The organism is Collinsella sp. SGI.184 (assembly GCF_050313415.1).
Classification (GTDB): Bacteria; Actinomycetota; Coriobacteriia; order Coriobacteriales; family Coriobacteriaceae; genus Collinsella.
Genome location: NZ_JBNPLJ010000021.1, coordinates 14,473 through 40,848, shown reverse-complemented (window position 1 = coordinate 40,848; position 26,376 = coordinate 14,473). Strand labels below are relative to the sequence as shown.

25 protein-coding genes are annotated in these 26,376 nt (G+C 59.8%); 14 read left to right on the top strand and 11 right to left on the bottom strand.

What is annotated here, in order from left to right; genetic code table 11:
• The first annotated feature begins 172 nt into the window (after positions 1–172).
• The 3 genes from ACQRAJ_RS07520 (at position 173) to ACQRAJ_RS07510 (ending at position 2,655) form a co-directional block, all read left to right on the top strand.
• Complete coding sequence (locus ACQRAJ_RS07520; protein ID WP_154517316.1) at positions 173–715, top strand: DUF4352 domain-containing protein; 543 nt, start codon at positions 173–175, stop codon at positions 713–715.
• 39 nt (positions 716–754) lie between these two features.
• Positions 755–1,177 carry an XRE family transcriptional regulator gene (locus ACQRAJ_RS07515; protein ID WP_154517313.1) on the top strand — a complete coding sequence of 141 codons (423 nt, stop codon included), beginning with the start codon at positions 755–757 and terminating at the stop codon, positions 1,175–1,177.
• Positions 1,178–1,275: 98 nt separating this feature from the next.
• Positions 1,276–2,655, top strand: coding sequence for a serine/threonine protein kinase (locus ACQRAJ_RS07510; RefSeq protein WP_427748225.1), 1,380 nt, complete (start codon positions 1,276–1,278; stop codon positions 2,653–2,655).
• A gap of 37 nt (positions 2,656–2,692) precedes the next feature.
• On the opposite strand, the gene ACQRAJ_RS07505 is transcribed toward ACQRAJ_RS07510, so the two are convergent.
• Both ACQRAJ_RS07505 and ACQRAJ_RS07500 read right to left on the bottom strand, forming a co-directional pair.
• Positions 2,693–3,826, bottom strand: a complete 1,134-nt coding sequence (locus ACQRAJ_RS07505; RefSeq protein WP_427748224.1) for a coiled-coil domain-containing protein — start codon at positions 3,824–3,826, stop codon at positions 2,693–2,695.
• A gap of 234 nt (positions 3,827–4,060) precedes the next feature.
• Positions 4,061–4,396 carry a hypothetical protein gene (locus tag ACQRAJ_RS07500; protein WP_427748223.1) on the bottom strand — a complete coding sequence of 112 codons (336 nt, stop codon included), beginning with the start codon at positions 4,394–4,396 and terminating at the stop codon, positions 4,061–4,063.
• A 220-nt stretch (positions 4,397–4,616) separates the two neighbouring features.
• On the opposite strand from ACQRAJ_RS07500, the gene ACQRAJ_RS07495 reads away from it, so the two are divergent.
• Entirely contained in the window at positions 4,617–5,873 is a 1,257-nt protein-coding gene (locus ACQRAJ_RS07495) for an ATP-grasp domain-containing protein (RefSeq protein ID WP_427748222.1), read from the top strand.
• Between the two features lie 85 nt (positions 5,874–5,958).
• The gene (locus tag ACQRAJ_RS07490; protein WP_427748219.1) at positions 5,959–6,705 is read left to right on the top strand and encodes an aspartate/glutamate racemase family protein; all 747 of its coding nucleotides are present in this window, start codon (positions 5,959–5,961) and stop codon (positions 6,703–6,705) included.
• A gap of 123 nt (positions 6,706–6,828) precedes the next feature.
• Here ACQRAJ_RS07490 and ACQRAJ_RS07485 read toward each other — a convergent pair whose 3' ends face one another.
• The 5 genes from ACQRAJ_RS07485 to ACQRAJ_RS07465 form a co-directional block, all read right to left on the bottom strand.
• The gene (locus ACQRAJ_RS07485) at positions 6,829–7,575 is read right to left on the bottom strand and encodes an energy-coupling factor transporter transmembrane component T family protein (protein ID WP_427748218.1); all 747 of its coding nucleotides are present in this window, start codon (positions 7,573–7,575) and stop codon (positions 6,829–6,831) included.
• Positions 7,568–9,319: an ABC transporter ATP-binding protein gene (locus ACQRAJ_RS07480; RefSeq protein WP_427748217.1), complete on the bottom strand. Its 1,752-nt coding sequence runs from the start codon at positions 9,317–9,319 to the stop codon at positions 7,568–7,570. The genes ACQRAJ_RS07485 and ACQRAJ_RS07480 overlap by 8 nt, the downstream gene beginning before the upstream one ends.
• 212 nt (positions 9,320–9,531) lie before the next feature.
• The gene (locus tag ACQRAJ_RS07475) at positions 9,532–10,107 is read right to left on the bottom strand and encodes a hypothetical protein (RefSeq protein WP_427748216.1); all 576 of its coding nucleotides are present in this window, start codon (positions 10,105–10,107) and stop codon (positions 9,532–9,534) included.
• A 145-nt stretch (positions 10,108–10,252) separates the two neighbouring features.
• Positions 10,253–10,483 carry a hypothetical protein gene (locus ACQRAJ_RS07470; protein WP_427748215.1) on the bottom strand — a complete coding sequence of 77 codons (231 nt, stop codon included), beginning with the start codon at positions 10,481–10,483 and terminating at the stop codon, positions 10,253–10,255.
• 261 nt (positions 10,484–10,744) lie between these two features.
• On the bottom strand, positions 10,745–11,662 hold the full coding sequence (locus ACQRAJ_RS07465) for a diacylglycerol/lipid kinase family protein (RefSeq protein ID WP_427727874.1): 918 nt from the start codon (positions 11,660–11,662) through the stop codon (positions 10,745–10,747).
• 98 nt (positions 11,663–11,760) lie between these two features.
• On the opposite strand from ACQRAJ_RS07465, the gene rnd reads away from it, so the two are divergent.
• The 7 genes from rnd (at position 11,761) to ACQRAJ_RS07430 (ending at position 18,873) form a co-directional block, all read left to right on the top strand.
• Positions 11,761–12,894 (top strand): ribonuclease D, encoded by a 1,134-nt coding sequence (rnd, locus tag ACQRAJ_RS07460; RefSeq protein ID WP_154517283.1) that lies wholly within the window; start codon positions 11,761–11,763, stop codon positions 12,892–12,894.
• A 238-nt stretch (positions 12,895–13,132) separates the two neighbouring features.
• Positions 13,133–13,837 (top strand): zinc metallopeptidase, encoded by a 705-nt coding sequence (locus ACQRAJ_RS07455; protein WP_427727878.1) that lies wholly within the window; start codon positions 13,133–13,135, stop codon positions 13,835–13,837.
• Between the two features lie 115 nt (positions 13,838–13,952).
• Positions 13,953–15,404, top strand: coding sequence for an exodeoxyribonuclease VII large subunit (gene xseA / locus ACQRAJ_RS07450; RefSeq protein WP_427727881.1), 1,452 nt, complete (start codon positions 13,953–13,955; stop codon positions 15,402–15,404).
• Between the two features lie 42 nt (positions 15,405–15,446).
• Complete coding sequence (gene xseB / locus ACQRAJ_RS07445; protein ID WP_006234311.1) at positions 15,447–15,713, top strand: exodeoxyribonuclease VII small subunit; 267 nt, start codon at positions 15,447–15,449, stop codon at positions 15,711–15,713.
• 155 nt (positions 15,714–15,868) lie between these two features.
• Positions 15,869–16,204, top strand: coding sequence for a histidine triad nucleotide-binding protein (locus tag ACQRAJ_RS07440; protein WP_035137921.1), 336 nt, complete (start codon positions 15,869–15,871; stop codon positions 16,202–16,204).
• A gap of 147 nt (positions 16,205–16,351) precedes the next feature.
• Positions 16,352–17,530 carry an acetate/propionate family kinase gene (locus ACQRAJ_RS07435; protein WP_427748214.1) on the top strand — a complete coding sequence of 393 codons (1,179 nt, stop codon included), beginning with the start codon at positions 16,352–16,354 and terminating at the stop codon, positions 17,528–17,530.
• 164 nt (positions 17,531–17,694) lie between these two features.
• Complete coding sequence (locus tag ACQRAJ_RS07430) at positions 17,695–18,873, top strand: acetate/propionate family kinase (protein WP_427748213.1); 1,179 nt, start codon at positions 17,695–17,697, stop codon at positions 18,871–18,873.
• A 551-nt stretch (positions 18,874–19,424) separates the two neighbouring features.
• Here ACQRAJ_RS07430 and pta read toward each other — a convergent pair.
• On the bottom strand, positions 19,425–20,405 hold the full coding sequence (gene pta, locus ACQRAJ_RS07425) for a phosphate acetyltransferase (RefSeq protein WP_427748211.1): 981 nt from the start codon (positions 20,403–20,405) through the stop codon (positions 19,425–19,427).
• A gap of 231 nt (positions 20,406–20,636) precedes the next feature.
• Between pta and glf the strand changes: the two genes are divergently transcribed.
• On the top strand, positions 20,637–21,839 hold the full coding sequence (glf, locus tag ACQRAJ_RS07420) for a UDP-galactopyranose mutase (protein ID WP_427729079.1): 1,203 nt from the start codon (positions 20,637–20,639) through the stop codon (positions 21,837–21,839).
• Positions 21,832–22,863 carry a glycosyltransferase family 2 protein gene (locus ACQRAJ_RS07415; protein WP_427748209.1) on the top strand — a complete coding sequence of 344 codons (1,032 nt, stop codon included), beginning with the start codon at positions 21,832–21,834 and terminating at the stop codon, positions 22,861–22,863. Before glf ends, ACQRAJ_RS07415 begins: the two co-directional genes overlap by 8 nt.
• 375 nt (positions 22,864–23,238) lie before the next feature.
• On the opposite strand, the gene ACQRAJ_RS07410 is transcribed toward ACQRAJ_RS07415, so the two are convergent.
• From ACQRAJ_RS07410 to ACQRAJ_RS07400, 3 genes are all read right to left on the bottom strand, one after another.
• Positions 23,239–24,240 carry a P1 family peptidase gene (locus tag ACQRAJ_RS07410; RefSeq protein ID WP_427748207.1) on the bottom strand — a complete coding sequence of 334 codons (1,002 nt, stop codon included), beginning with the start codon at positions 24,238–24,240 and terminating at the stop codon, positions 23,239–23,241.
• A gap of 100 nt (positions 24,241–24,340) precedes the next feature.
• Positions 24,341–24,922 carry a Maf family protein gene (locus ACQRAJ_RS07405; RefSeq protein ID WP_427748205.1) on the bottom strand — a complete coding sequence of 194 codons (582 nt, stop codon included), beginning with the start codon at positions 24,920–24,922 and terminating at the stop codon, positions 24,341–24,343.
• Positions 24,919–25,461 (bottom strand): DJ-1 family glyoxalase III, encoded by a 543-nt coding sequence (locus tag ACQRAJ_RS07400; protein WP_427748203.1) that lies wholly within the window; start codon positions 25,459–25,461, stop codon positions 24,919–24,921. Before ACQRAJ_RS07400 ends, ACQRAJ_RS07405 begins: the two co-directional genes overlap by 4 nt.
• Positions 25,462–26,376: the final 915 nt, after the last annotated feature.

The window sequence follows — 26,376 nt, the reverse complement described above, 5'->3', positions numbered from 1 at the left end:
CCGACCTCATTACGACACCTATATCTACCTGCGAAAATGTTGCAATTTGTTGTCCGCTGTTTCGAACTGGGGTGCGCCTTCTAATTAGCTCTCAGCTAATGAATTCAAGTTTAATCCTTCCTACGATGTGCTGTGTACCGGCGCGGTAGCCGGATCGTAGGAAGGATGCATAATGAAAAAGCTCGAAAACGAAGTGCTGCTGAGCCGTCGCGCTGCACTTGGCGCATTCGCCACCGTCGCCTTGGGGACTGCCGGTCTTCTTGCCGGTTGTGGTAGCGATAAGGCGACCGTCACCGAGGACGCTGGCGATGGCGACAAGAAGGAAGAGGCGAAGAAGGAAGAGCAGCCTACGACTGACCTGGCGGTTGGCACGACGGTGACCACAGCTGCCGGTCTTTCCGTCGTTGTCGATTCCGTCCAGCCCGGCCTTACAAATTATGACGGTTCGACCATGACGGGCATTCACGTCACGTACGTCAACAATGGCGATGAGGGCGCAGATTACAATATCTACGACTGGAAGGGCGAGGACGCCAACGGCGCCCAACAGAATCAGGGTTACTACAGCGAGGGCTCCGATGAGCTGCAGTCTGGTACCCTTTCCGCCGGTGGCTCCGTGGCGGGCAATATCTACTTTGATGGCGATATCAAGAAGGCACTGTATTTTGCCAACATGTTTGATAAGTCTGCCACTGCAAGCTGGGTGCTGGCCTAGCATGTCGCTACCGTTGCGCCGGATGGGAGGTGAAGTCGTATGCCCGATAAAAAGCTGACCGAGGAGCTGCTCAATGAGCTTCTCGATGCGCCGAACATCGATGGCTATATCAGGGAGCACGACTTTGCCGCCCCGTCGCTTTCGGATTACCTGAAGCAGCTACTGCAGGAAAAGGGCTTGGAGCGCTCGCGCGTGGTTCGTATGGCCGATCTCAATGAGACCTTTGGCTATCAGATCTTTACCGGTGCGCGTCATCCGAGTCGCAATAAGGTGCTGCAGATTGCCTTTGCGATGGCGCTGACGCTCAAAGAGACCAACCGTGCGCTGACGGCTGCCGGGGTAAGCGTCCTTAACTGCAAGGACCGCCGCGATGCGATTATCATCTTTTGCATCGATCGCGGGTGCAGCCTCCAAAAGGTCAACGAGGAGCTGTATCGCTTTGGCGAGGAGACGGTGAATTAGCCGCTGATATCTGAGCCGGCGGAGCTGTCGAACAACGATGCAAACGAACGGGGCGCGGATGCCATGGGGTGTCTGCGCCCTGCGCTATGATGGAGGCTATGGATACTCAGACCCCAACATATTCCAATGACGAGCTGACTGCAGCGCTTGCCGAGCACCTGGCGTCGCTCGATCGCGACGACAGCTATCGCGTGGAGCGTGTACTTAAGCGCTCGTCCGTTGAAACAACCGAGCTCGTGTACTTTGAAGGAACCGGCGGTGGTTCGCTCGGTCCCTTTGTCCGTAAACGTATCGATGCTTCGGCTCAAATCGGCGGGGCATACGAGCGTCTGTTTGCCGCTCAGCGGGCAGGCAGGCGTTTTGAGCACCTGCCCAGAATCGTCGATTGTCGTCGTGCGGGCGACGAGCTCAACGTGGTTATGGAATACATCGAAGGGGAGACACTCGGGGCACTGGTGGACCGTCTGGGATCCGCTCCCGATTATGCGCGTGAATTGTATCCTGTCCTTTGCGACGCCGTTGGCGAGCTCCATGCCGGTTTTGCAATGGCGGGAGAGGCTTCGGCGCCGGTGATCCATCGCGACCTCAAGCCGTCGAATATCATCGTGACAGGTGCCAACTATACGCCTGATGACGGCCTGACGTTTTCATCGCTGGTGATTATCGACTTGGGGATCGCGCGCGTGTGGCGCGATGGCGCCGATGCCGATACTGTCAAGTTTGGGACACGGCCCTATGCGCCTCCCGAGCAGTATGGGTTTGGGCAGACGAGCGTGCGAAGCGACGTCTACGCGCTCGGTGCCCTGCTGTTCTTCTGCTTGACGGGAGTCGACCCTAAACCAGGGCTCGACATGCGCGAGCAATGCGAGGTGCGCGGCATTCCCACTCCACTTGCCGATGTCGTTTGCATGGCGATGGCGCTCGACCCGGCCAAGCGTTTTGCGAGTGCGGAAGCGTTGGGACGGGCGACGCGCGCGGCATACGATCTGAGTCGCCCCGTGCGGCCTCCTGCGCCTGCGCCTGTCCGTACTCCGGCCTCGGAGACGTTGTTGACGCCCCAAGGGCTCCAGAACCCCGCAAGGCTTCCTAGGCCTGCCACCTCCGCTGCATGCGGTCTGCTCTCTCGCGTTCCGGAGTCCCTGGGGCGCATTTGGAATACGCTCGTCTGCTTCTCGCTGCTTGTGTTCTTTGCCGGAAGTCACTTTGCCGTCTTTCAACCCACGGGAGCAAACCAAAGCTACCCGACGTGGCTTCTCATAATCGAGTATTTTTTCTTTGTCGATGGCCTTATGGCGCTTATGCATTTTGCGGTGCTCGATAAGCGCCGTCTACGTCGGCGATTCGCACTGCTCGACAGCTATCGCGGCAAGAAACTCGCGAAACTCTGGCTCAAGGCATTGGGTGTGCTGCTCCTATGCATGATCGTCATAGTCGCGGTTGCCAATGCGACCGGCGTCGTCGATACCTCCGCTACCTAATAGAAAAGGGCCCCATTGGGGCCCTTTGCAGTTGCACTTAGATGCGGTTCATCTGAGCGGCGACTTTGTTGTACCAGTCCTGCCACGTGGGTGGGCAGTACTTTTTGGCCGCAGCCGGGGTAAGGGTGGAGCCGTAGTTGGCGCCCAGATAGGCAACGTGAGCGAAGATGCCCTCGCTCCAGCTGCCAAAGCTGCGCCAACCGCCGCCACGTGCACTCCAGCCCCAGGCGTTGTAAGAATTGGCGCAATAAGCACCCTTGGTGCTCTCGATGCAGGCGATGGCGGGGGACCAACGGGGGTCGACACCGGTATTCCAAGCGGCGACGGCAAAGTTATAGCCCTGGCCTGCCATAGGGGAGCCGGCGAGGTAATTGTCGATGCGGCTCGTCCACTCATTAATGAACGAATCGTAATCGGAACTACCGGTGTTGGCGTTGTTCACCGTGGTGTCGATGGTGGTGTTGGCGTTGGTGGCCTGGCTGCTGGAATTGCTGCCGCTCACGCCCTCGCCCGAGAGCTTCTCGGCGGCAGCGGCCTTATCGGCCTCAAGCTTGGCAAGCTCGGCGGCATTTTCCTGCTCGGCTTTTGCCTGTGCCTCGCTGCGGAGCTGCTGGGCCTGCGCCAGCGCATCCTCGGCGTTTTTCTGCTCTGCCTCAAGCTGAGACTTGGCCTGCTGGAGCTCGGCCTTGTTCTGCTCGAGTTCGGTTTGCATGTTATTGAGCTCTTCGATCTCGTCGACGCTCGAGCTTGTGATCTGGTTGGTGTATTTGCAGGTCGTGATGAACTCACCCAGGCTCTGTGCGTTGACCAGGAAGCTCACGATGGGGTTGGTGCCCTTCTGGTACTTGTACAGATCGCGCATGGCGGCGCATGCCTTTTCCTGCTGATCAGGAAGCTTCGCCTCGATCTTTTCGATACTTGCCTCGTTGGCGTCAATCTGCTTCTGCAGATCGCCGAGCTTGGTACGGGCATCGTTGTAGGCGCTCGTGGCGGCTTCGATCTTCTGCTGGGCGGCGGCAAGCTGATCCTGCGTTGCCTGCGAGGCGGCATACGCCGCGACGGGGGAGAGCATCGGCGTGGCCGTCAACGCAACGGCGAGCGCGGCGCTCGTGATGATACGAGCCGGCTTCGACGCGATGAGCGCTGCGGTGCGATGATTCGAATGCTGCATCCAGTCCCTCTGCAATCAATCGTAGGTTATTGTTCCTCAGGTATTCTACTACTGCTTTCGACCTCAACTTGAACCTTAAAGGTTTTAAAGGGTCAAGTTGAACTTGAGACTTTGGCTTTGACCTGCAGTTATATCGAATTGTTGAGAAACCATAGAGTTCAACTTTAACGTTACGGGGGCCTGTTTGGGACGGGCTTTGGACTGTGAAAGCTATCTCAACGTTGGGGTTTGTGGCTATAAGGCCCCATTGCGGCGAGCTTGCCCTACTTCGTTGAGCGCCTGGGCGGGGGTGAACGAACAGGTGCCGTCGCCGAGTTTGATTGCCCTGATGTTGTCACCGGCGTGGGCATCGGAGACGAGGCCAAACTGCTCGATGGCGGTATCGTGTCCGCCGGCGACGGGTGTCTTGCGCGTGCCTTTGTGCGCCGATGTATCGATGGAGGCGATGTAGGCGGCACCGTCGTAAGCATCGTTTGCGGTGCGCAGAGGAGCAGTCGCTTGCGCGCGCGGCGCCAACTCGCGTTTTGCGGCATCGAGGATGGGGTTATCGGTTGGAAGGTCCTGGAGCACGCGTGCGCCTTTCACTCGGGGGTATCAATATGCTGAACCCTACAACAACGGTGGGTTCATTGCCGTTTGCCATACGGCGGTGAGCGCGGCCTTCATGCTGGATAATTGCGTTGATTGTCATAGATACAGTGGAGCTTTAGGAGGAAACGGTCCGGCACGCTAAAATAAACGGGTTGCATAAAGACCGCCCGTCGTGGGCAGTTCTAGATAGGAAGTTTCCATGGCATTGCAGTTTACAGAGCGCGAGTTTATCCCCGTGCTGCTCGGCGGCGACATCAACGCCTATTCGGTGGCGCGCGCCTTTTACGAGGAGTATCAGGTCAAGAGCCTGGTCTTTGGCAAGTACCAGACCGGTCCTGCGTACCGCAGCCAGATTATCGACTACACGCCCAATGTTGATATCGACACCATGCCGGTCATGATCGAGACCATTAACGGTGTCGCGCAGGCCAATCCCGATAAGAAGATTATTCTCATGGGCTGCGGCGACAACTATGTCGCGCTTGCCGCACAGGCTCAGGATGCCGGCGAGCTTGCCTCAAACGTCATCGCGCCCTATGCGCCCTACAGCATGCTCGAACAGTGCCAGAAGAAGGAGATCTTCTACGAGCTGTGCGAGAAGCACGGTGTTCCCTATCCGCATACGTTTACCTTTACCATGGCCATGCTCAACGCCCAGGGCGAGGCTCCTGCCGAGGTGCTCGACCAGATCGATTTTCCCTTCCCGATGATCCTGAAGCCTTCGGACGGCATCATGTGGTGGGAGCACGAGTTCGAGGGCCAGAAGAAGGCCTACGAGATCGCCGATCGCGCCGAGCTGGAGCAGGTCATTCGCGATGTATACGCGAGTGGCTACACCGATGATCTGATCCTGCAGGATCGCGTGCCCGGCAACGACGAGTACATGCGCGTGCTTACCAGCTATTCCGACCGCAACGGCAAGGTGCGCATGATGTGCCTGGGCCACGTGCTGCTCGAGGAGCACCAGCCTCACGGCGTTGGCAACCACGCCTGCATCATCACCGAGCCCAATGACGAGCTCATGGGCGGCGTGCGCAAGTTGCTCGAGGACCTCAAGTTTACGGGCTTCTCCAACTTTGACGTCAAATACGACGAGCGCGACGGTTCGTTTAAGTTCTTCGACTTCAACACTCGCCAGGGCCGCAGTAACTACTACGTCACCAACAGTGGCTTTAACGTTGCCAAGTACGTAGTGGACGAGTATGTGTACAACCGCCCGTTTGAGCCCGAGTTTGTGACGGCGCAGAACGAGGCGCTGTGGATGGTTGTCCCCATGGGCGTGGTCGATAAATACGTCAAGGATCCCGAGCTGCGCGCTAAGGCGCATCGCCTGGTCAAGGAGGGTAAGGCCGCCGACCCCTCGTTTATGAAGGGCGACTTTGTCTTTAACCGCTGGCTGCGCATGTGGCACACCAAGCTGCGTCACTTTAAGCTGTTTAAGACGTATTACAAATAGGATGAACGTCGCGCCCGCCCGGTTTGTATCGGACGGGCGCGGGTATGATACGCGCAATGGTGCGAGCGTCACCAAGGAGGCGGCGATGGAAAAGCTGGGGGTTATCGGCGGTATGGGCGCCGAGGCCACGTCGTATTACTACGACCAGGTGGTGCGTCACACGGCTGCTACCTGTGATCAGGAACATATCGACATGGTGGTACTTTCCAAGTCGACCATGCCCGACCGCACGCTGGCCATCAAGACCGGCGAGCATGCCGAGCTGCTGGCGACCATGAAGGAATGTGCGCAGGCGCTCCAGACGCTGGGCTGCGCGCACATTGCCATTCCCTGCAACACGTCGCACTACTTCTACGATCAGATTCAGTCGTTTACCTCGGTCCCCATCATCCATATGCCGCGCGAGTCGGTGCGCTATGCGCTTGCCGGCGTGGTGATGGGGGAGTGTGAATTCGACCCCAACTTGAGCATGCCGGCCGAGCCGGTGCGCAAGATCGGCATCATGGGTACCGATGGCACCGTGGGTGCCGGCGTCTACGGTCGCGAGTGCGAGGCGGCGGGCGTCGAAGTTGTCTATCCCAGCGAGAAGCGCCAGGCCGATGTGATGTCGCTTATTTACGACGACGTGAAGGCAGGACGCGAGCCCGATATGGATAAGTTTGACCGAGTGATGTGGGAGTTTGCCCGCAGCGGCTGCGACCGCGTCATTCTGGCCTGCACGGAGCTTTCGGTGCTGCAAAAGTATCGCGAGATGCCCGAGATCACCCTCGACGCCATGGACGTTTTGGTGCGCGAGTCCATCATCCGCAGCGGTGCCCCCTACCGCCTGTAGCCCTCGACCTGCCAAAAAGGGACAGGTTTATTTTGGTAGGTTTTATCTGGGAAAACAGTAAAGGCCTCGGCTCGTTTGTGCGAGCCGAGGCCTTTTGCATTTTGCGGTTGCTGCCAGCGATTGCTAGAACAGGAAGCCGATGGCGATAAGGGCGATGCTGACGATAAGTACGGCAATGTCCAAGCCTTTGATGGGGTAGCGCTTGTACGAGCTCGCACGCGTGCGCAGGTAGAAGCCGCGCTGCTCGGCGGCAAGCGCGGAGGCATCGGTCTTGCCCACGCTCGAGATCAATAGCGGCACGCACAACGGCAGCATGAGCTTGAGTTTCTTGACGGGATTCTTGGTGTCGTACTCGACGCCGCGTGCGGTCTGTGCCTCCATGATGGCGTTCATCTCTTGGCCAAACACCGGCACAAAGCGCAGTGCCGTGGTAAAGGTAAAGGCGTAGCGATACGGCACGTGCAGCACCTCCACGCAGGCATTGGCAAGGTCGTTGAGCTTGGTCACCATGAGCATCAGGATGAGTGGCAGCGCTACGCCCAACAGGCGCAGACAGGCCTTCGAGCCGGTGATGAGGCCTTCGTCGGTGACGAAGCCCCACACCACGTTGCCATCGCGCATAAAGGCCAGCTGCAGCGCTAACATGATAAGTGCGAGCGGAATCAGCAGCTTGAGCAGCGAGAACAGGCGGTCGACGACGCCGGCGTAGGCTCCCAGCGCGAGCGTGAGCGCCAGAAACCCCAACAGCGCCACGTAGGTGTCGGACAAAAAGATGCCGATGATGATGGCAGCGGCGAGGCCCAGTTTGATGACGGGATTCAGACGATGCAGCAGCGTGTCGCCCGGCATATAGTCGATGACATTAACCACGGCGGACCATCTCCTCGGTAATGCGAACGATATCGGTGACCTCGCTCACCTGTGCAAAGGCGGGCGAGACGGAGGATGCCAGACGGCGTGAGAGTTCAATAACCTGGGGCGGTTCAACATAGGCACGCTGCATGAGCTCGATGTTCGAGAACAGCTCGTGCGTGCGGCCGCGATCGAGGATGCGACCGTCGGCCATTACTACGATGCGCTCGGCAAAGTCGGAGACGACTTCCATGTCGTGGCAGACCATGATAACGGCGCAGCCGCGCTCGGCCATGGTGCGCACCGTTTCCATCACGGTCATGCACTCGCGGTAGTCCAGGCCACTCGTGGGCTCGTCGAGCACCACGATTTTGGGCTCGACCACCACGACGGAGGCGAGCGCCACCATTTGGCGTTGGCCGCGCGAAAGGGAGAAGGGCGCCTCGTCGGCCGGCAGACCAAAGCGGTCGATGACGAGCTGGGCGCGACGCAGCGCCTCGGCGCGGTCGATGCCGGCAAGCTCCAGGCCAAAGGCGACCTCGTCGAGCACGGTGTCCTTGCAAATCTGGCGGTCGGGGTTTTGGAAGAGGGTTGCGACTTTGCGGGCGATGCGGCTCGTGGGAACCGATGCCGTGTCCAAGCCCGTAACGCGCACGCTGCCCGATGCAGGCTTGAGCAGACCCGTGAGCAGCTTGGTGAGCGTGGTCTTGCCGGCTCCGTTTTGGCCGACAATGCCCACGAGCTCGCCGGGATAGAGCGTCAGGTTGAGGTCGTGGACGGCGGCGCCACCATGGGGGTAGGAAAACTCAACGTGGTCAAACGTGAGCACCGGCTCGGCGTCTTTCGCATGCGGGCGCAGCGACGGTGCGTGCGGGGAGCCTGTGGGCGCCTGGGCGTCGCTTGTCGCGCGGTCGGGGTCGACGATGCCCGCGATCAGGCGTTCGGCCTCGTCGACATCCAGGCAGGGGATGCCGCTTGCCAAGCCATCGGCCTCGAGGCTGTTGAAGATGCGTGTGACGCGCGGGCAATCGACACCGATGGCGCGGAGCTTGTCGGTGTGCGCAAAGACCTCATGTGGCTCGCCTTGCAGCGCGATCTGGCCGTGATCGAGCACGAGCACGCGGTTGCAGTACTCCGAAAGCAGGGCGACCTTTTGCTCAACGACGACGATGGTGATGCCGAGGTTACGGTTTGCCTCGCGCAGCGTTTCGAAAACCAGCGTGGAGCTGGCGGGATCGAGCGCCGCGGTTGGCTCATCGAGCACGAGGACGCGCGGGCGCATGGCGAGGATGGCAGCGATGGCCACCTTTTGCTTTTGGCCGCCCGAGAGGGTGGCTATCTCGCGGTCGCGCAGGTCGCTAATGCCGACGGCCTTAAGCGTCTCGCTCACGCGCTGCTCGATCCGGTCGTGCGGAACGCCAAAGTTCTCGAGGCCAAAGAGCATTTCGTCCTCAACGACCGAGGCGACCATCTGCGTGTCGATGTCTTGCAGCACGCTGCCGACGATCTGCGATATGTCGGTGAGCGAGACCTCGCAGGTGTCGTGCCCGTCAACGAACACGGAGCCAAAGAAGGTTCCGCTGTAGTGGTGGGGCACGGCGCCCGACAGGCAGGCGGTAAGTGTTGATTTGCCGGCACCCGAAGGCCCGATGATGCCGATGAAATCATCCTTGTTCACGCTGAGCGAAACGTGGCTAAGCGCCTGCTCGGTCTGCGTGCCATAGGAGAACGAGACATCGTCGACGTTGATGATCGTTTCCATGGATACCTTTCATAGTCATTGGGGACGTTCTTACATGACTAGTCGTTTAAGAACGTCCCCAAAAGCTCGTTGTTTGGGACAGTCTTTACTGGTGAAGCACGGAGACGGCTTTACGAGGTGCCCCAGGTTGGCGCGAAAGAGGAGCGAAGCGTACTTGGGTACGCGAGCCACGAATGAACACCAAGATGGGGTGGCTCGTAAAGCCGAGCGGGTTAGTTAAGCCTAAGGGCCTTCTGGATGGGCAGATAGAGCGCGCCGACCAGAATGGCGTTGAACACAGCGGTCATGGCGACGACGGGCAGCATGGCTGCGGCGAGTTCGCCCACTACGCCGAGCATGGCCATCTTGATGACCATGAAGATGACGCCCGAGACAAAGGTGGTCACGAACGTAGCGACGATGGCGACGGCAGGCTTAACTTGGCCATCCTTGGCGGCAGTGTTGACAATGACGGCCATAAGCATGGCGGCGATGCCCTCGGCGACAAAATCGACAAAAGGCGAGGTAGTGGTGATCTGGATTACGGCCGCCGAGATGAGACCGATGACGAGTGCCTGACCAATGTTGGGACGAACGACCAAGATGGTGAGGCAGAAGGCCGAGATGATGAACTCGGGGCTAATCATGCCGCCCGAGATACCCGAGATTGCCTTGCCGACGGTAAAGTTGAGGATGAAGCCGGCGGCAAGCAGGATGGCGAGCAGGACAAGGGCGCGGATATCGAGTTTGCCGCGCTCGGCGGTCTGGACGGTGCGGGGCTGGGCGGTGGCGGTGGTGTTCTGAGACATGGTGAAGGTCCTTTCAGAAAGGGGAGTGTAAGAGAAAAGCGGAGGCGCGTGATGCGAATGCGATCGGGCTCGAGATAGAAAAAGGCCCCCGGTCGAAACCGGAGGCCTTCCAATCACCTAGAGCGCAAAAACAGGCGTGAGGGACTCACTGTCGACCGATCGTATTCGCATCACGCCACCACCAGTTGTTGAGAGACGTCATCGTGTTCTTCATGTTGGTGGCTCCTTTCGTGATGCCATGGCGCGGTCGCACCCAGTTGCTGTTGCGCTGCACTATAGCACAGCGAAGTGTTTGCGGGGAATCTTTTTTGAAAGATTTCAGCGACGTTTCCCGCCGGTCGAAGGGGCGGGCTGAGCGGGGGGCGACCTTGGCCATCCCGCCCGCGCCTTAAGGTGTGGGGTTCTTAGGCCTTCTTGCGACGATAGATCACGAAGCCACAGACACCGATGATGATGGCGCCAACACCCATGGCGGCCATGTTGTTGCCCTTGGACTTCTCCTCGGTGATTGGATGAATATCATACCAATGTGGATTTACTTCTTTCGGCGGTGAATCAGGTTGATGGCGTAGCCCACGAGCAGGGCCAGAACGATGACGATAAAGCCAAGGATAGGGTTGTCGTTCACGGGGCTCTCCTATTTTCCAAGTGGTGAGAATTCGTCGACGATGAGGTCGAGGCATTGCGGAAGCGCGCGGGCGCCAAAGACACCGGAGTTGCTGGAGATGATCTCGCCATCGAACTGCATACCCAGCGACGGCGTGCAGGTAATCTTGGCTTCCTTGGTCTGGATAATCTTAAACTGCGGGCGGCCGAGCACCTTGCCGGCGGGGTCGAGCGCGGCGGTGATCACCGTGGGGAGCAGCTGCACCGTGCGCACGGGTTCAATAACGACGATGTCGACCATGCCGTCGTTCATGCGGCAGTTGGGGAACAGGTTGATGTCGTTTTGGATGACTGAGGTATTGCCCGCCATGCAGCAGATGCCGTCGAGCTCCTCGACCATGCCGTCGTGTTCAATGGTAAAGTGCGCCACCGTGGGGTTGGGCGTGGCGAGCGCGGAGAGGAAGTAGGCGATCTCGCCAATGTCGTTTTTGGTGGGGGCGGCCTTCATCATGATCTCGGCGTCGAAGCCCGAGCCGGCGATGATGATAAAGCCGTGGCGCTTCTCGTTACCGTTCTCGTCGATCCAAAAGAGCTCACCCATGTCCACCTTGACCGTGCGGCCGGCGCGGCAAGCCTTGGCAAGCGCCGCCGCCTCGGGGGCATTACCGATGTTGTTAAAGAACAGGCAGGCCGTGCCGGAGGGGAAGATGAGCGTAGGGACACCGCACCCGCGCATCTGGTCGAGCACGTTGGAGACGGTGCCGTCGCCGCCCGAAACGACTACGCGGTCGAACTCACGAACGTCCGCTACCGCGTCCTCGGGCTCCATGCCATCGCCGATAAAGCGCATTACGACCTCGTCGCCGCCCTGTGCAAGAGCGTGCGTGAATGCGTAGATTTCATCGGAGCTGGGACCCGATGCCGGGTTGTGGATGATAAGGCAGCGCATACTTACGTTCCCGTTCTGTGACTAACCGAGTATAGTTGTAGGGCAATGCCGATATCCTACCCGTGTTTTTCGGGCCTAACCTTATTCGATGGGTTGATATGTACATTTCCACACATCAGGCTCTACTCGACTTTTGTCAGCGCGCTCGTGAGTTCGATGCGATTGCCGTCGATACCGAGTTTTTGCGCGAGCGCACGTTTCATCCGCGCCTGTGCCTGGTTCAGATTGCCACCCCTGCCGAGAGCGTCGCGGTCGATCCTTTGGTGATCGACGACTTATCGCCGCTGGCCGAGCTTATGGCCGACGAGAGCGTGGTCAAGGTCTTCCACGCCTGCTCGCAGGATATGGAGGTCATGCTCCACACCGTGGGTGCGCTGCCGCGTCCGATTTTTGACACGCAGGTCGCCGCCGCCTTTTTGGGTGAGCGCCAGCAGATTTCCTACGGCGCGCTCGTTCAGACGTTCTGCGGCGTATCGCTGCCCAAGACCGAGTCGCTGACCGATTGGTCGCGCCGCCCGCTGAGCGATAAGCAGATTGAGTACGCGATCGATGACGTCAAGTATCTGATCGTCGCCTATACCGAGATGATGAGCCGCCTGCGTGAGCTGGGCCGTGTGGATTGGGTGCTCGACGAGTTGCGCCCGCTGGCAGACGAGTCGCACTACCGCGCCGACCGCCATGAGGCATTCCGCAAGGTCAAGCGCATCAACTCGTGTAGCCGCCATCAGCTGGGCATTGCGCGCGAGCTTGCCGCCTGGCGCGAGGACCGCGCCGAGCGCCGCAACATCCCGCGCAAGTGGGTCATGTCCGACGATACGCTGCTGGCGCTCGTCAAGCGCAATCCCGTGCGCGTTGAGGAGTTTCGCAGCATCCGCGGCACCGATCAACTGGGGGAGCGCGATGTGGACGGCGCGCTCATGGCCATCAAGCGCGGCGCGAGCTGCCCGCACGATCGCCTGCCGCTCATGGTGCGCGGACATCGCCAGATCTCTCCGGAGCTGGAGAGCGTAACGGATCTCATGTACGCGCTCATTCGCCTGGTTGCCGAGCGTTCGGGCGTGGCGACCTCGGTCATTGCCTCGCGCGATGACCTGGCCGACTATATTGAGCATCCCGAGCAGAGCCCTTTGCGCGAAGGTTGGCGCTTTGAGCTTGTGGGCTCGCGTCTGGACGATCTGCTCTCGGGCAACATGGGGTTGACGGTGAAGGACGGCAAAATCGAGCTCCTGTAGGTATATGGTTACGCGGTTTTACCAAACCGCGTAACAGCTCGACGCTGCAAACGGCCGAGAGCGGCAATCTGACGTTCAATCGTCGCTCGCGTACCAAAGTACGCGTCGCTTCTCTTTCACGTCACCTTGCTCGCTCTCGGCCGTTTTCGCTGACATTGTCAAAACATCGATGCTGTCTCGTTGGCTGGGCGAGTGGGTAGAATGCCTCCAACGTGTAACTCGATTCGGAGGAATTCGCATGCCCTATTACTATGGTTATGGCTTTGGCATCGACCCGCTGTACCTGCTGGTCGTCCTTGTTTGTACGGTGCTCGGTCTTGCCGCGCAGAGCTATATCAACTCGACGTATAAAACCTGGTCCAAGGTTCGCTCGGACGGCGACACGGGCGCTGCGGTCGCGCGCCGCATGCTCGACGCCAGCGGTTGCAATGCCGTGGGTATCAAAGGCGTCGCCGGTGAGCTCACCGACCATTACAACCCGCAGGATAACAACCTGTATCTCTCGGATGCCAACCGTTCGGGCGGATCGGTCGCAAGCGTTGCCGTCGCCTGCCACGAGGCGGGCCACGCCGCCCAGCGCCAAAGCGGCTATGCCATGATGAAGGTGCGCACTGCCCTGGTCCCGGTCGTCAACTTTACCCAGAACACCTGGACCATCGTGCTACTCATGGGCCTGTTTATGAACATCGCGGGACTCACGACCCTCGCGCTGATCTTCTTCTCGTTTAGTGTGTTGTTCCAGCTGGTTACGCTGCCGGTCGAGATCGATGCCAGCCGCCGCGCCGTGGCGTACATCGAGCAGTCGGGGATGAGCTCCAAGCAGGTCAACGGTGCCAAGAAGGTCCTGACGGCAGCCGCGCTTACCTATGTTGCCGCAGCGCTCACCTCGATCATTCAGCTGCTCTACCTGATGGCTCGCTACAACAGAAACTCCAACCGATAACAAATTGGCTTGACAGGCGCCGCGGGGATTTGTGTCCCCGCGGCGCTGTACTATGTGTTGGACTTGAATTTGCGCAGGGCTGGAGCCTTTGTGCACGATAACGAAAGGAGGCTGCGTGGCAGGCTGGAATCTAACCGGCAATGCTGTTTCCGCCGAGTTTGACGGCTCGGACGATCGGGAGCGCAAGGAACTCAGCGTGAGCCAGGCGGTGGAGATCGCCGCCGGTGCACTCGATGCTATTCCGCAGCTGAGTGTCTTGGGCGAGGTCACGGGCTTCCGTGGCCCCAATGCCCGAAGCGGCCACTGCTACTTCCAGATTAAGGACGATTCGGCCGCCGTTGACTGCATCATTTGGAAGGGCGCCTATCTCAAGCGCACGTTCGATCTGCGCGACGGCATGCAGGTGAGCTTTAAGGGTAGCTTCAATCTCTATAAGCCCACGGGCCGCATGAGTTTTGTCGCCCGCTCGTTTTCGCTGGCGGGGGAGGGTCTGCTGCGTCAACAAGTGGCGCAACTGGCCGAAAAGCTGAGCCGCGAGGGCCTGATGGACGAAGCGCGCAAGCGCCGCATCCCGGTGTTCTGCTCGCGTGTGGCGGTCGTCACCTCGCTTTCGGGTGCCGTAATCGATGACGTCAAGCGCACATTGCGTCGTCGCAACCCACTCGTCGAGCTCGTTTGCGTGGGTGCCAAGGTTCAAGGCGAGGGTGCGCCGGCAGAGCTTATTGAAGGCTTGCGTCGCGCCGCTTCCATTACGCCGGCGCCCGATTGCATATTGCTCGTGCGTGGCGGCGGTTCCTTCGAGGACCTCATGACCTTTAACGACGAGGAGCTTGCCCGCGCGGTGGCGGCTTGTCCTGTGCCCGTGGTGACCGGCATTGGCCATGAGCCCGATACCTCGATTTGCGACATGGTGAGCGATCGCCGCGCCTCCACGCCCACGGCGGCGGCAGAATCGGTGGCGCCGGCTATGACGGAGTTGGCCGACGTGCTCGAGACGCGCCATCAGCGTCTGGGCGCCGCGATGGCTTCGATGATCGGGTCGGATCAGGTCGATCTGGAAATGCTCGATCAGCGTGGTCGCCGCGCTTGGGACACCTATACGGCCCGTCTGGGCGATGCGCTCGATGCCGCCGCACGCCGTCCGTGCCTCAACGATCCAACGTTTATGGTCGAGCGTCGCGAGTCCGAGCTTGCCCTGACGGCCGATCGCCTGTCCGGCGCCATAACGCGTTCGGTTGGGGCCTTCCGCTCCGACTTTGAGCGCCTGCCCGAGCGCTTGATCGCAAGCACCTCGGGGCTCGATGGCAAACGCCATGCGCTCACGCTTGCGAGCTCCCGTCTGGAGCATCAGGGGCGCACGATGCTCAGCAAGCCCGCGTCCGACCTGGGCCGAGCTGCTGCGTCGCTCGATGCCTTGTCGCCGCTCAAGGTGCTTGCCCGCGGTTACTCCATCGCGTACAGCGAGGACGGTGTGGCTTCGAGCGCCAAGACCTTTAAGCCGGGCGACGCCATCCGCGTGCGCATGGCGGACGGCAACGTGGCAGCAACCGTCAACGCGGTCGAGTAGGCCGCCTTTCATAGCGATAAACCTTTAGGAAAGGAAACAGATATGGCAGAGAAGACCCCGGTCGAGCAGCTTACGTACAAGCAGGCCTCGCAGGAGCTGGAACTCATCATCCGCAGCCTGGAGTCGGGCGATATGGAGCTCGAGGAGTCGCTCGAGAGCTATACCCGCGGCGTCGAGCTCCTCAAGAGCCTACGCACCCGCCTGTCCGATGCCGAGCAGAAGGTCTCGGTGCTCCTTAAGGACGTCGACGGCAACGACGTGCTCGCCGACGGCGAAGCCGCCAACACCGACGACAACCTCTCGTTCTAACCACCTCGCAGCCTACTTTGGGGTAGTCTTTTTGGGACGGGGCTTTTTTGACTACCCTTGCGCGACGGCTCGCCAGGTGCCTGCGCTTGCGAAAAAGTAGTCAAAAAAGCCCCGTCCCAAAAAGACTACCTTGGTCTGTGAGAAAGGAACCAACCATGTGTGATTGCATCTTCTGCAAAATTGCCAACCACGAGATCCCCTCAACCGTTGTCTATGAGGACGATCAGGTCATCGCCTTCGACGACCTCAACCCCCAGGCGCCGGTCCACACGCTCGTAATCCCCAAGAAGCACTACAGCGACATCGCCGACAACGTACCTGCCGAGACCATGGGCGCCATGGCCCACGCCATCCAGGAGGTCGCTAAGGCCAAGGGCCTGGAGGACGGCTTCCGCGTCATCTCCAACAAGGGCGTCAATGCCGGCCAGACCGTCATGCACTTCCACATGCACGTCCTCGGCGGCAAGAACCTGGGCGAGAACCTCATCTGAGGGCGCTTCTTCCGTGGGATGAGGCGAAAGCTTAGGCACCGATAACTTATATATCAACGCAATAAACCCGAGCGCGAGGGCGTTTGGGTTTATTATTGAAGCGTATGTAACCTGGCGGCGCCACACCGCCTGTTAGTAGGGAGACACATGAACGTTCTGGTCGTCAACGCAGGATCTTCGACCCTTAAGTATCAGGTCATCGATACCAAGTCCCACAAGGTGTCCGCAAAGGGCTCCTGCGAGCGCGTCTGCTTTACCGGCGGTACCTTCACCCACGCTGCCAACGGTTCCAAGAAGGTGACCGAGAACATCGAGTTCCCCGACCACAAGGTCGCCATCGAGGTCGTCCTGAAGGACCTCGAGGCCAACGGCGTCAAGATCGAGGGCATCGGCCATCGCATCGTTCAGGGCGGTTGGTACTTCGGCGATTCCTCCCTCGTCGACGAGGACGTCCTCGCCAAGATCCGCGAGGTCGCTCCGCTCGCCCCGCTGCACAACAATCCCGAGGCCAACGTTATCGAGTACTGCCTCGAGCAGTATCCCGACCTGCCCAACGTCACGGTCTACGACACTGCTTTCCACTTCAATATGCCCGAGGTCGCCAAGACCTACGCCCTGCCCAAGGACGTCTGCGACAAGCTGCACATCCGTAAGTACGGCGCCCACGGCACCAGCTACCGCTACATCTCCAAGAAGGTTGCCGAGATGACCAACGGCGAGGCTCGCAAGGTCGTCGTGTGCCACATCGGTTCCGGCGCTTCCCTGTGCGCCATCGAGGACGGTAAGTGCATGGACACCACCATGGGCTTGACGCCGCTCGACGGTGTCATGATGGGCACCCGCTGCGGCTCCATCGACCCGGCTACCGTGTGCTACCTGCAGCGCGAGGGTGGCTACACCTTCGACGAGGTCGACGAGATGATGAACAAGAAGTCCGGCCTTATGGCTGTGACCGGCGGCAAGACCAACGACTGCCGCAACGTTGAGGAGCTCGCCGCTGCCGGCGACCCCGAGGCCCAGCTCGCCTTTGATATGTTCGTCTACAAGATTGCCGCCAAGGCCGCCGAGATGGCCACTTCTATGTGCGGCATGGACACCCTGGTCTTTACCGCCGGCATCGGCGAGCACGCTCCGGCTGTCCGCGCCGGCGTGGCCGATCGTCTGGCCTTTATGGGCGTCAAGATGGATCACGCTCGCAACGCCCTGCGTGGCGATGGCGCTTGGTGCCTGTCCGCTAAGGATTCCAAGGTCAAGATCTTCGTCATCCCCACGGACGAGGAATTCATGATCGCTTCCGACGTCGAGCGCATCGTCAACGACAAGTAATTGCAAGAGGGGAGGGGCTGGACGACCGAGCGCCGTTCGGCCCCTCTTTTGTGCTCGTTGGGCGATATGCTTGATAGCTATTTATCAAGTTGTGATAACTTCTTATTAAAATGCGGCCGCCTTAAGGGGTCTGCGTCGACCGTATTGCACTGCAAAGGAGTCTCATGAACGTACTTGTTGTCAACGCCGGCAGCTCAAGCCTTAAATATCAGCTTTTGGATACCGATACCCGAGAGGTTTTCGCCAAGGGCAACTGCGAACGTATCGGTTCGGACATGGGCATCTTTGGCCACTCCGAGAACGGTGGCGCCAAGCAGACCGAGGAGGTCCCTTTCCCCGATCATCGCTCTGCTATCGCTCGTGTGCTCGAGGAGCTCGAGAAGACCGACTTTACGATTGATGGCATTGGGCATCGTATCGTTCAGGGCGGCTGGCACTTCGATGATTCCGCAGTCGTTGACGACGAGGTTATGGCCAAGATCCTTGAGGTGGCCCCGCTCGCCCCGCTGCACAATTACGGCGAGGCCGCGGCAATCGAATATTGCCGCGAGAAGTATCCGGAGCTGCCCAACGTGGCCGTCTTCGATACCTCGTTCCACATGACCATGCCCGAGGTTGCCTACACCTACGCGCTGCCCAAGGACGTGTGCGACAAGTACCACGTGCGCAAGTACGGCGCGCACGGTACGAGCCACCGCTACGAGTGGATGATGGCCAAGGAGATCCTGGGCTCGCGCTGCCACCGTCTGCTTTCGTGCCATCTGGGCAACGGTGCTTCGCTCGCCGCCATCGAGGACGGCGTGTGCCGCGACACCACGATGGGCCTCACGCCGCTCGATGGCCTGATGATGGGCACCCGTTGTGGTTCCATCGACCCTGCTACCGTGTGCTACCTTCAGCGTGAGGGCGGCTACAGCTATCAGGAAGTCGATGACATGATGAACAAGCAGTCTGGTCTGCTTGCCATCTCGGGTATCTCCAACGACGCCCGCGACATCCGCACGCGCGCCTCCGAGGGCGATGAGCGCTGCCTGCTCGCCTTCGACATGTTCGCCTACAAGGCCATGCAGCAGGCCGGTTCCATGATCGCATCCATGGCGGGCGTGGACACCATCACCTTTACCGCCGGCATCGGCGAGAACGACTGGTCGATCCGCAAGGCCTTCTGCGACTGCTTTGAGTGGCTGGGCGTGCGCATCGACAACAACAAGAACCGCGAGGCCGTGGGCAACGGCCCGCAGGTCATCAGCTCCGCCGGTTCCGCCGTCACCGTCATGGTCATCCCCACCGACGAGGAATACATGATCGCCCACGACGTCGAGCGTCTGACCAAGAACAACTAACGCGCTCGTTTGCATGTAAACGAAAGGCCTCCTGAGCAACAGCTCGGGAGGCTTTTTTCTGGAGGGCGGACGGCGGAAACCCCATCCCATTTTGAACGCGGATTTTGGGACACACTTTCCGTTTGGGGCAGGTTGCGGAAAATGCGACCCACAACAAAGCATAATTCCGTCCCACAGTTTCCCAAACAGCCCCCAAGTGGAAGCTACATCCCGCAATCCGCCTTCAAACCGGGACACGCTTTCCGGCAGAATGGCCGCCGAGGCCCTATAAGCCTTTCAAATCCAAAGTGACCATATCCGCATCGTTTGCCCCCCAGCAACGGCATCCAATCATTCAGATCTTCAGCCCCAGCTCGTAGCCAAGCCGCCGTCCACTCCAGATGCCCTGATTGCTGCGTTGCGGTAGAAGGCCGTACGGGCTAACCCCTGAAAACATTCCGCAGACCAGAAACGCCCCCGTTCGTAGCTCCGAAGGAGCAGAACGGGGGCGTTTCATTGGTCGAGGACGTTTTCAGGGGTTAGCCCGTACGGCCTTCGGGCGAGTGCGTCCGCTACTCAGCCATCTGAGCCTGGACGGCGGTGATGGCCACGACACCCACGATGTCGTCGGCAGAGCAGCCGCGCGAAAGGTCGTTAACCGGCTTGGCGATGCCCTGCAGGATGGGGCCGTAGGCGTCGGCGCCGGCGAAGCGCTGGACCAGCTTGTAGCCGATGTTGCCGGCCTCGAGGTCGGGAAACACGAGCACGTTGGCCTTGCCGGCAACGGAGGAGCCGGGAGCCTTGAGCTGGGCGACGTTGGGGACGATGGCGGCGTCGAGCTGCAGGTCGCCATCGATGGCGAGCTCGGGGGCCTTCTCCTTGCAGAACTTCACGGCCTCCTGGACCTTCTTGGCGACTTCGCCGCCGGCGGAACCCATGGTGGAGTAGGAGAGCATAGCCACGTGCGGCTCAACGTTGCCCATGAAGGTGGACCAAGAGTGAGCGGAGGCGATGGCGATCTCGGAGAGCTCATCGGAGGACGGGTTGATGTTGAGGCCGCAGTCGGCGAAGATCAGCGTGCCGTCGGTGCCGAACTGCGGGGTGTCGGTGCACATCACAAAGAAGGCCGAAACCAGCTTGGTGCCCGGGGCGGTCTTGAGGATCTGCAGCGCGGGGCGTAGGGTGTCGGCGGTGGAGTGGCAGGCGCCGGAGACCAGACCATCGGCATCGCCCATCTTGACCATCATGGTGCCAAAGTAGGTGGCGTCCATCACCTGGGCGCGAGCCTGCTCGATGGTGACGCCCTTCTTGGCGCGGAGCTCGGCAAACTTCTGCGCGTACTTCTCGTGCTTCTCGGCATTGCGCGGGTCGATGACGGTAGCGCCGGGAACGTTGATCTCGTCGGGGTTGCCCAAGATGACGATCTTTGCCAAGCCCTCCTCGATGATCTTGGTAGCTGCGATGATGGTGCGCGGATCTTCGCCCTCGGGCAGGACGATCGTCTTAAGGTCGGCCTTGGCGGCAGACTTCATACGGTTTAGGAAATCGCTCATGTTACTCCTTACAAGCGTTTCGCTAAGCTCCAGGCACCCGGCTGTCCACGAATAAACCCGCTGCTAGCGGGTTTACCTTTTAAATATGTACGCCGGGGTGCTTGAGCTTTCCTTGTGTGGCAAGCTCATTATAGGACGCATTAGCGCTATAATCGCTCTGATAAATATGTCTCGAAGAATGTTCGAGAAAAGCCCAGCTAACGAGCCCGTGGCTTTTGACAAGGAGTATCGATGCAGATTACCTCAGGCCTGCCTGAAGGCTTTAACGCCGGCGCATACGACATGATTGTCGTCGGTGCCGGGTATGCCGGTGCCGTTTGTGCCCGCCGTCTTGCCGAGACCATCGGCTATCGCGTTGCCGTTTTGGAGCGCCGTGGCCACATTGCGGGCAATGCTTACGACTGCTTTGATGAGGCCGGGATCCTGGTCCACGAGTATGGTCCGCACATTTACCATACCTTTAACGAGCGCGTCCACAATTTTCTGTCGCGCTTTACCAAGTGGACCGACTACCAGCACAAGGTGCTCGCCAACATCAACGGCACCCTTATGCCCGTGCCCTTTAACCACGCGAGCCTCAAGCTCGCCTTTGGCGATGAGCGCGGCGAGGAGCTGTATCAGAAGCTCGTGGAGACCTTTGGCAAGGACGTCAAGGTGCCCATCATGGAGCTGCGCAAGAAGAACGACCCGGATCTTGCCGAGGTCGCCGATTACGTCTACGAGAACGTCTTTTTGCATTACACCATGAAGCAGTGGGGCCAGACGCCCGACCAGATCGATCCCTCGATCACCGGCCGCGTTCCCGTCTTTGTGGGCGACGATGACCGCTATTTCCCGCAGGCCCCCTTCCAGGGCATGCCGCAGGACGGCTATACCGCGTTGTTCGAGCATATGCTCGACCACGATCTGATTGATGTGTTCTGCGACGTGGACGCCCGCGACCTCTTTGAGATTGACGAGACCACCGTCAAGATCGACGGCAAGGTCTATGGCGGCGAGATCGTCTACACCGGTCCGCTCGACGAGCTGTTCAACCTCGACTTGGGCGCTCTGCCGTACCGTACGCTCGACATGAAGTTCGAGACGCTCGATATGGACCAGTTCCAGCCCGTGGGCACCGTCAACTACACCACGAGCGAGGATTACACGCGCATCACCGAGTTCAAGAACATGACTGGTCAGGTCCTGCCCGGCAAGACCACCATCATGAAGGAGTATTCCAAGGCCTATACGCCCGGCTCGGGCGAGACGCCCTATTACGCCATTCTGGAGCCCGAGAACCGCGAGCTCTATGAGCGCTATCTTGAGCGCGTCCAGAACCTGACGAACTTCCACCCGGTGGGTCGCCTGGCCGAGTATCGTTACTACGATATGGATGCCGTGACCAACTCTGCCCTCGATCTTTCGGATGAGATTATCGCCTGCCATGCATAAAGTCATATCATTCGGTATTCCCTCGTATAACGCCGCCAAGGACATGGACCATTGCATCACCTCCATTCTGGAGGGGAGCAATTACGCCACCGATATCGAGATCATCATCGTCGATGACGGTTCCAAGGACGAGACGGCAGCTAAGGCCGATGAGTGGGAGGCGCGTTACCCCGGTATCATCCGCGCGGTGCATCAGGAGAACGGTGGCCACGGCATGGCCGTCCTCTCGGGCCTGCGCGAGGCACAGGGCACCTACTACAAGGTCGTCGACTCGGACGACTGGCTCGACGGTGCGGCGCTTTCGACCATGCTTTCGATTCTGCGTGGCTTTGAGGAGCGCGACCAGCGCGTCGATCTGTTTATCTCGAACTATGTGTACGAGAAGGTTTACGAGGGTACGCATACCGCTATTGGTTACAAGTTTGCCCTGCCGCGCAAAAAGATCTTTACCTGGGACCAGATTGGCCATTTCCGTCCGGACCAGAATTTGCTCATGCACAGCCTGTGTTATCGCACGGATGTGCTGCGCGCGTCCAATCTGCCTATGCCGCCGCACACGTTCTATGTAGACAATATCTACGCCTATGTGCCGCTGCCGCGCTGCAAGACCATGTACTACGCCGACATCGACCTCTATCGTTACTTTATCGGTCGCGAGGGCCAGAGCGTCAACGAGGCCACGATGGTCAAACGTCTGGACCAGCAGTTTCGCGTGACGCGCATTATGATGGAGGCGTTCCATCTGTACAGCGATGTCGAGTCGTCGCGTCTGCGCGCGTACATGATGGGCTATTTCACCATGATGATGGCAATTTGTTCGGTGCTTACCAAGCTTTCCGATGAGGATTGCGCCGACGAGCGCCTGACGACATTGTGGAGTGATTTGAAGGCCTACGACGAGCGTATGTATCGTCGTGCACGCTACGGTGTGGTCGGCTTCTTTACCAACCTGCACGGGCGGGCTGGAGACAAAACCACACTCGGCCTATACCGTCTTGCCTCAAAGATCTTCAAATTCAACTAGCTGTTGAGTAATCGCTGCTGATAGGTTGACTGGGCCCCTTGGCCTTTAGTTTGCTACTGCGAACAGTCCTGCTCGCACGGAAAGCACATTAAGTGCTTTCCGGCTCGTGCGGAACTTGTATCAAACTAAAGGCCAAGGGGCCTTTGCTATAAGAATCGATTGTCAGGCTGCCTGAATTTGAAGATCTTGGACGCGCGGTACACAGGGGCCTGGGCTGAAAAGTTTTTAGTTGGTAGTCGGTCGGAGATGGGCGGGCGTTACGTTTGTCGCGAGTTCCGCATGCAAAGAAGGCCACTTAATGTGGCCTTCGTCTTGCATAGGACTGTAGAGCAGCAAACGTAACGCCCGCCCGCCTCCGACCGACGGTCGAGTGGATTACTTCGCGACGCCGGGGATGCCGTGGGATGTTTTGGCGGTTTTGGCTCCGTTTACGATGGCGGTTTCCAGGGCCCTTACGGCGAGCATGCCCAGCAGGTCTAGGGGAACGGCGGCGCTTGCCTGGCTGCCCAGCTTGCCGCTGGCAAGGGTGTAGATGGTGTCACCGTCGTTGGTGGTGTGTGTGGGGCGGATGGCGTGTGCATAGGCGTCTGCGGCCATCTGGGAGACCTTGGTGGCCTGGGCCTTAGTGAGCTCCACGTTGGTGACGATGCAGCTGATGGTGGTGTTGGTGCGGTCGAGTGGCATTTTCATAGAGCCGGCGGCGGCAAGGGCGGCGAGCTCCATGTCGACGATCTGGTCGCTATCGGCTGCGGCGCGCATGCCGGCCACCCACTCGCCGGTGGTTGGGTCGACCACGTTGCCACAGGCGTTGACCGAGACCACGGCGCCCACCTTGACGGTGCCGAGTGCCACGGCAGCAGCTCCAAGGCCAGCCTTCATGCAGGTGGCGGGCCCCATGAGCTTGCCTACGGTGGCGCCGGTGCCGGCACCTACATTGCCCTGATCGAGTGTGGTGGGGGTATGGTCGAGCGCCTCGCGCACGGCGGCGATACCGGCCTCAACGTCGGGACGCACGGTGGGATCGCCAAAGGCGAGGTCGAAGATGCAGCTGGAACACACGATGGGCACCTGCGTGGGGCCGACGGGCAGGCCGATGCCGCGGCTCTCGAGTTCGCGGGCCACGCCGCTTGCCGCCTCGAGACCAAAGGCCGAACCACCCGAAAGGCAGACGGCGTGGACCTTATCGACGGTGTTCTCGGGACGCAGCAGATCGGTCTCGCGCGAAGCGGGAGCGCCACCACGCACGTCAACGCCGCCGGTGGCACCCTCGGGCGCCACGATTACGGTGCAGCCGGTACCGGCCTCCTCGTCTGTATAGTTGCCAAAGCAAAAGCCATCGACATCGCAAACGTCAATGGCTTCGAGCAGGGTGTCCATGTTTTCTCCTATCGGTTTTCCGCCGGGCCTTATGCTCGGTCGGGATCCGTACGGTACGGCAAAATTGTAGGCGCCGGGGGATACCCAGCGCCAGATGCAATTACGAGAGTTTTTGAATCGCGCGTGCGACGCGAGCGATGGGTAAGCCCACCACGTTGTAGAAGTCGCCCGAAATGTCATGCACGAGCATGCGGCCGCCTGTGCCCTGGATACCGTAGGCTCCGGCCTTGTCCATGGGTTCGCCGGAGGCAACATAGTACCCGATCTGCTCCTCGGTAAGCTCATAGAACGTCACGTCGGTCACATCGACAAACGACAGACTTTCGGCGGCATGCGGAGCTGCAGCGTCGCCGGCTTTAACGATGCAGACGCCGGTTGCCACCTGGTGCGTGCGGCCCGAAAGCTCGCGGAGCATGGTGCGTGCCTCGTTCTCGTCTGCCGGCTTGCCCAAAATTTGCCCGTCAAAGGTGACAATGGTATCGGCTGCGACAGTCAGTTCGTTGGGTTCGGCGTGCTCGGAGGCAACGGCAGCGGCTTTGGCGCGTGCCAAGCGTTCGACAAGCGTAAGCGGAGCTTCGCCATCAAAAGGTGTTTCGTCGATATCTGCGGGAATTACGCGAACGTCATAGCCCGCCTCGCGCATCAGCTCTATGCGGCGCGGCGATTGCGAAGCCAAAATCATAGCTGGATGCCCTCGGCAACCTTCTCGACGGCCTTGTCGCCGGCGAGTGTGCGCAGCAGCTCCAAGGCAAAGGGAAGTGACTGTGCCATGCCGCTGGCAGTGATGATGTTGCCGTCTTGCGTGACCTTCTCGCCGGTATAAGCGCCCTCGGGGAAGCTCTTCTCAAAGCCGGGGAAGCACGTGGCTCGGCGTCCCTCGAGCAGACCAAGCTCGCCCAGGATAAACGGGGCGGCGCAGATGGCGGCAACGTGCTTGGTTGCGGCGAACTCGCAGACTGCATCGCAGACACGCTGGTCGGCGCGCAAGTTGGTGGCTCCGGGCAGGCCGCCGGGCAGCACGATGCAGTCGTACTCCTCAAAGTTGATCTCATCAAAGAGCGCGTCGCAGGTCACGGGAATCTGCAGCGAGCTCACGACCTCGCGTGTGGGCATGATCGAGACGAGCGTGGCGCGCACGCCGCCGCGACGCATGACATCGACCATGGTCAGGCATTCAATAGTTTCAAAACCATCGGCGGCGAGAACGGCAACGCTGGGCATGAGAGTTCCTTTCGTAAGGCGGCATACAATTAGCCGTCTTATACCCCGAAGACCCATGCTTGCCACGCTCGATTTCCCAATGTTTAAAAGGGACGGGGCTATTTTAGCTACCCTCACCCATCCTCAACAATCTCGATCTGTAACATCTAGACCCACTTTTGACCCCTAACTGTTACAGATCAAGACAAACGGAAACCGCCCCGACAAAACGTCTAAATCTGTAACATCTACGGACCAAAACCGGGTCTTACTGTTACAGATCGAGACAGTCCCCAGCGCACCGCCCCGTTCGGGGAACGACCGCCACAGGTACGGCGGGCAGAGACTCACTTTTTTCCTCGGTTTTTCTTGACGGAATCTCACCTGTTGTAGTACTTTGTCCCAGTCTAAAAACGCGTGGACTTTTCTGGGCGCTAGCCACCTTTTTGCCACGCAACCGAGCAGTCGGTTGCGTGGCTTTTTTCGTCTTGGCAGCAGGTGCCACATGCACCGCCAGAAGACCGCACGAGCCCACCTTCCGACTGCAGGGAACAGACGCACGAGACGTGCATCTGCAAGACAGCAGACGGAAGGGAGCCTAATGGCAGGAACAAACACAATCAAGCAACAGGCCGCCGGGGCAGGAGCCACGGGCGCGGGACAGGCCAAGGCGGCGCTCCAGGTCTTTGCGGGCGGTGCCTGCTACGGCGCGATGGCCACGACCTACAAGCTCGCCTACGCCGCGGGCTTCACCTCGGCGCAGGTGGTGGCGAGCCAGGCGTGGTTCGGCTGCCTCTTCTTCGCCCTCGCCACACTCGCGGGCCATGCACTCGGGCACCGCTGGCAGCGCGTGGGCTGGAAGCTCGCCCTCAAGCTCATGGGCCTGGGAGCCCTCACCTGCCTCACCTCAATCCTCTACTGCTACGCCATGAGCGT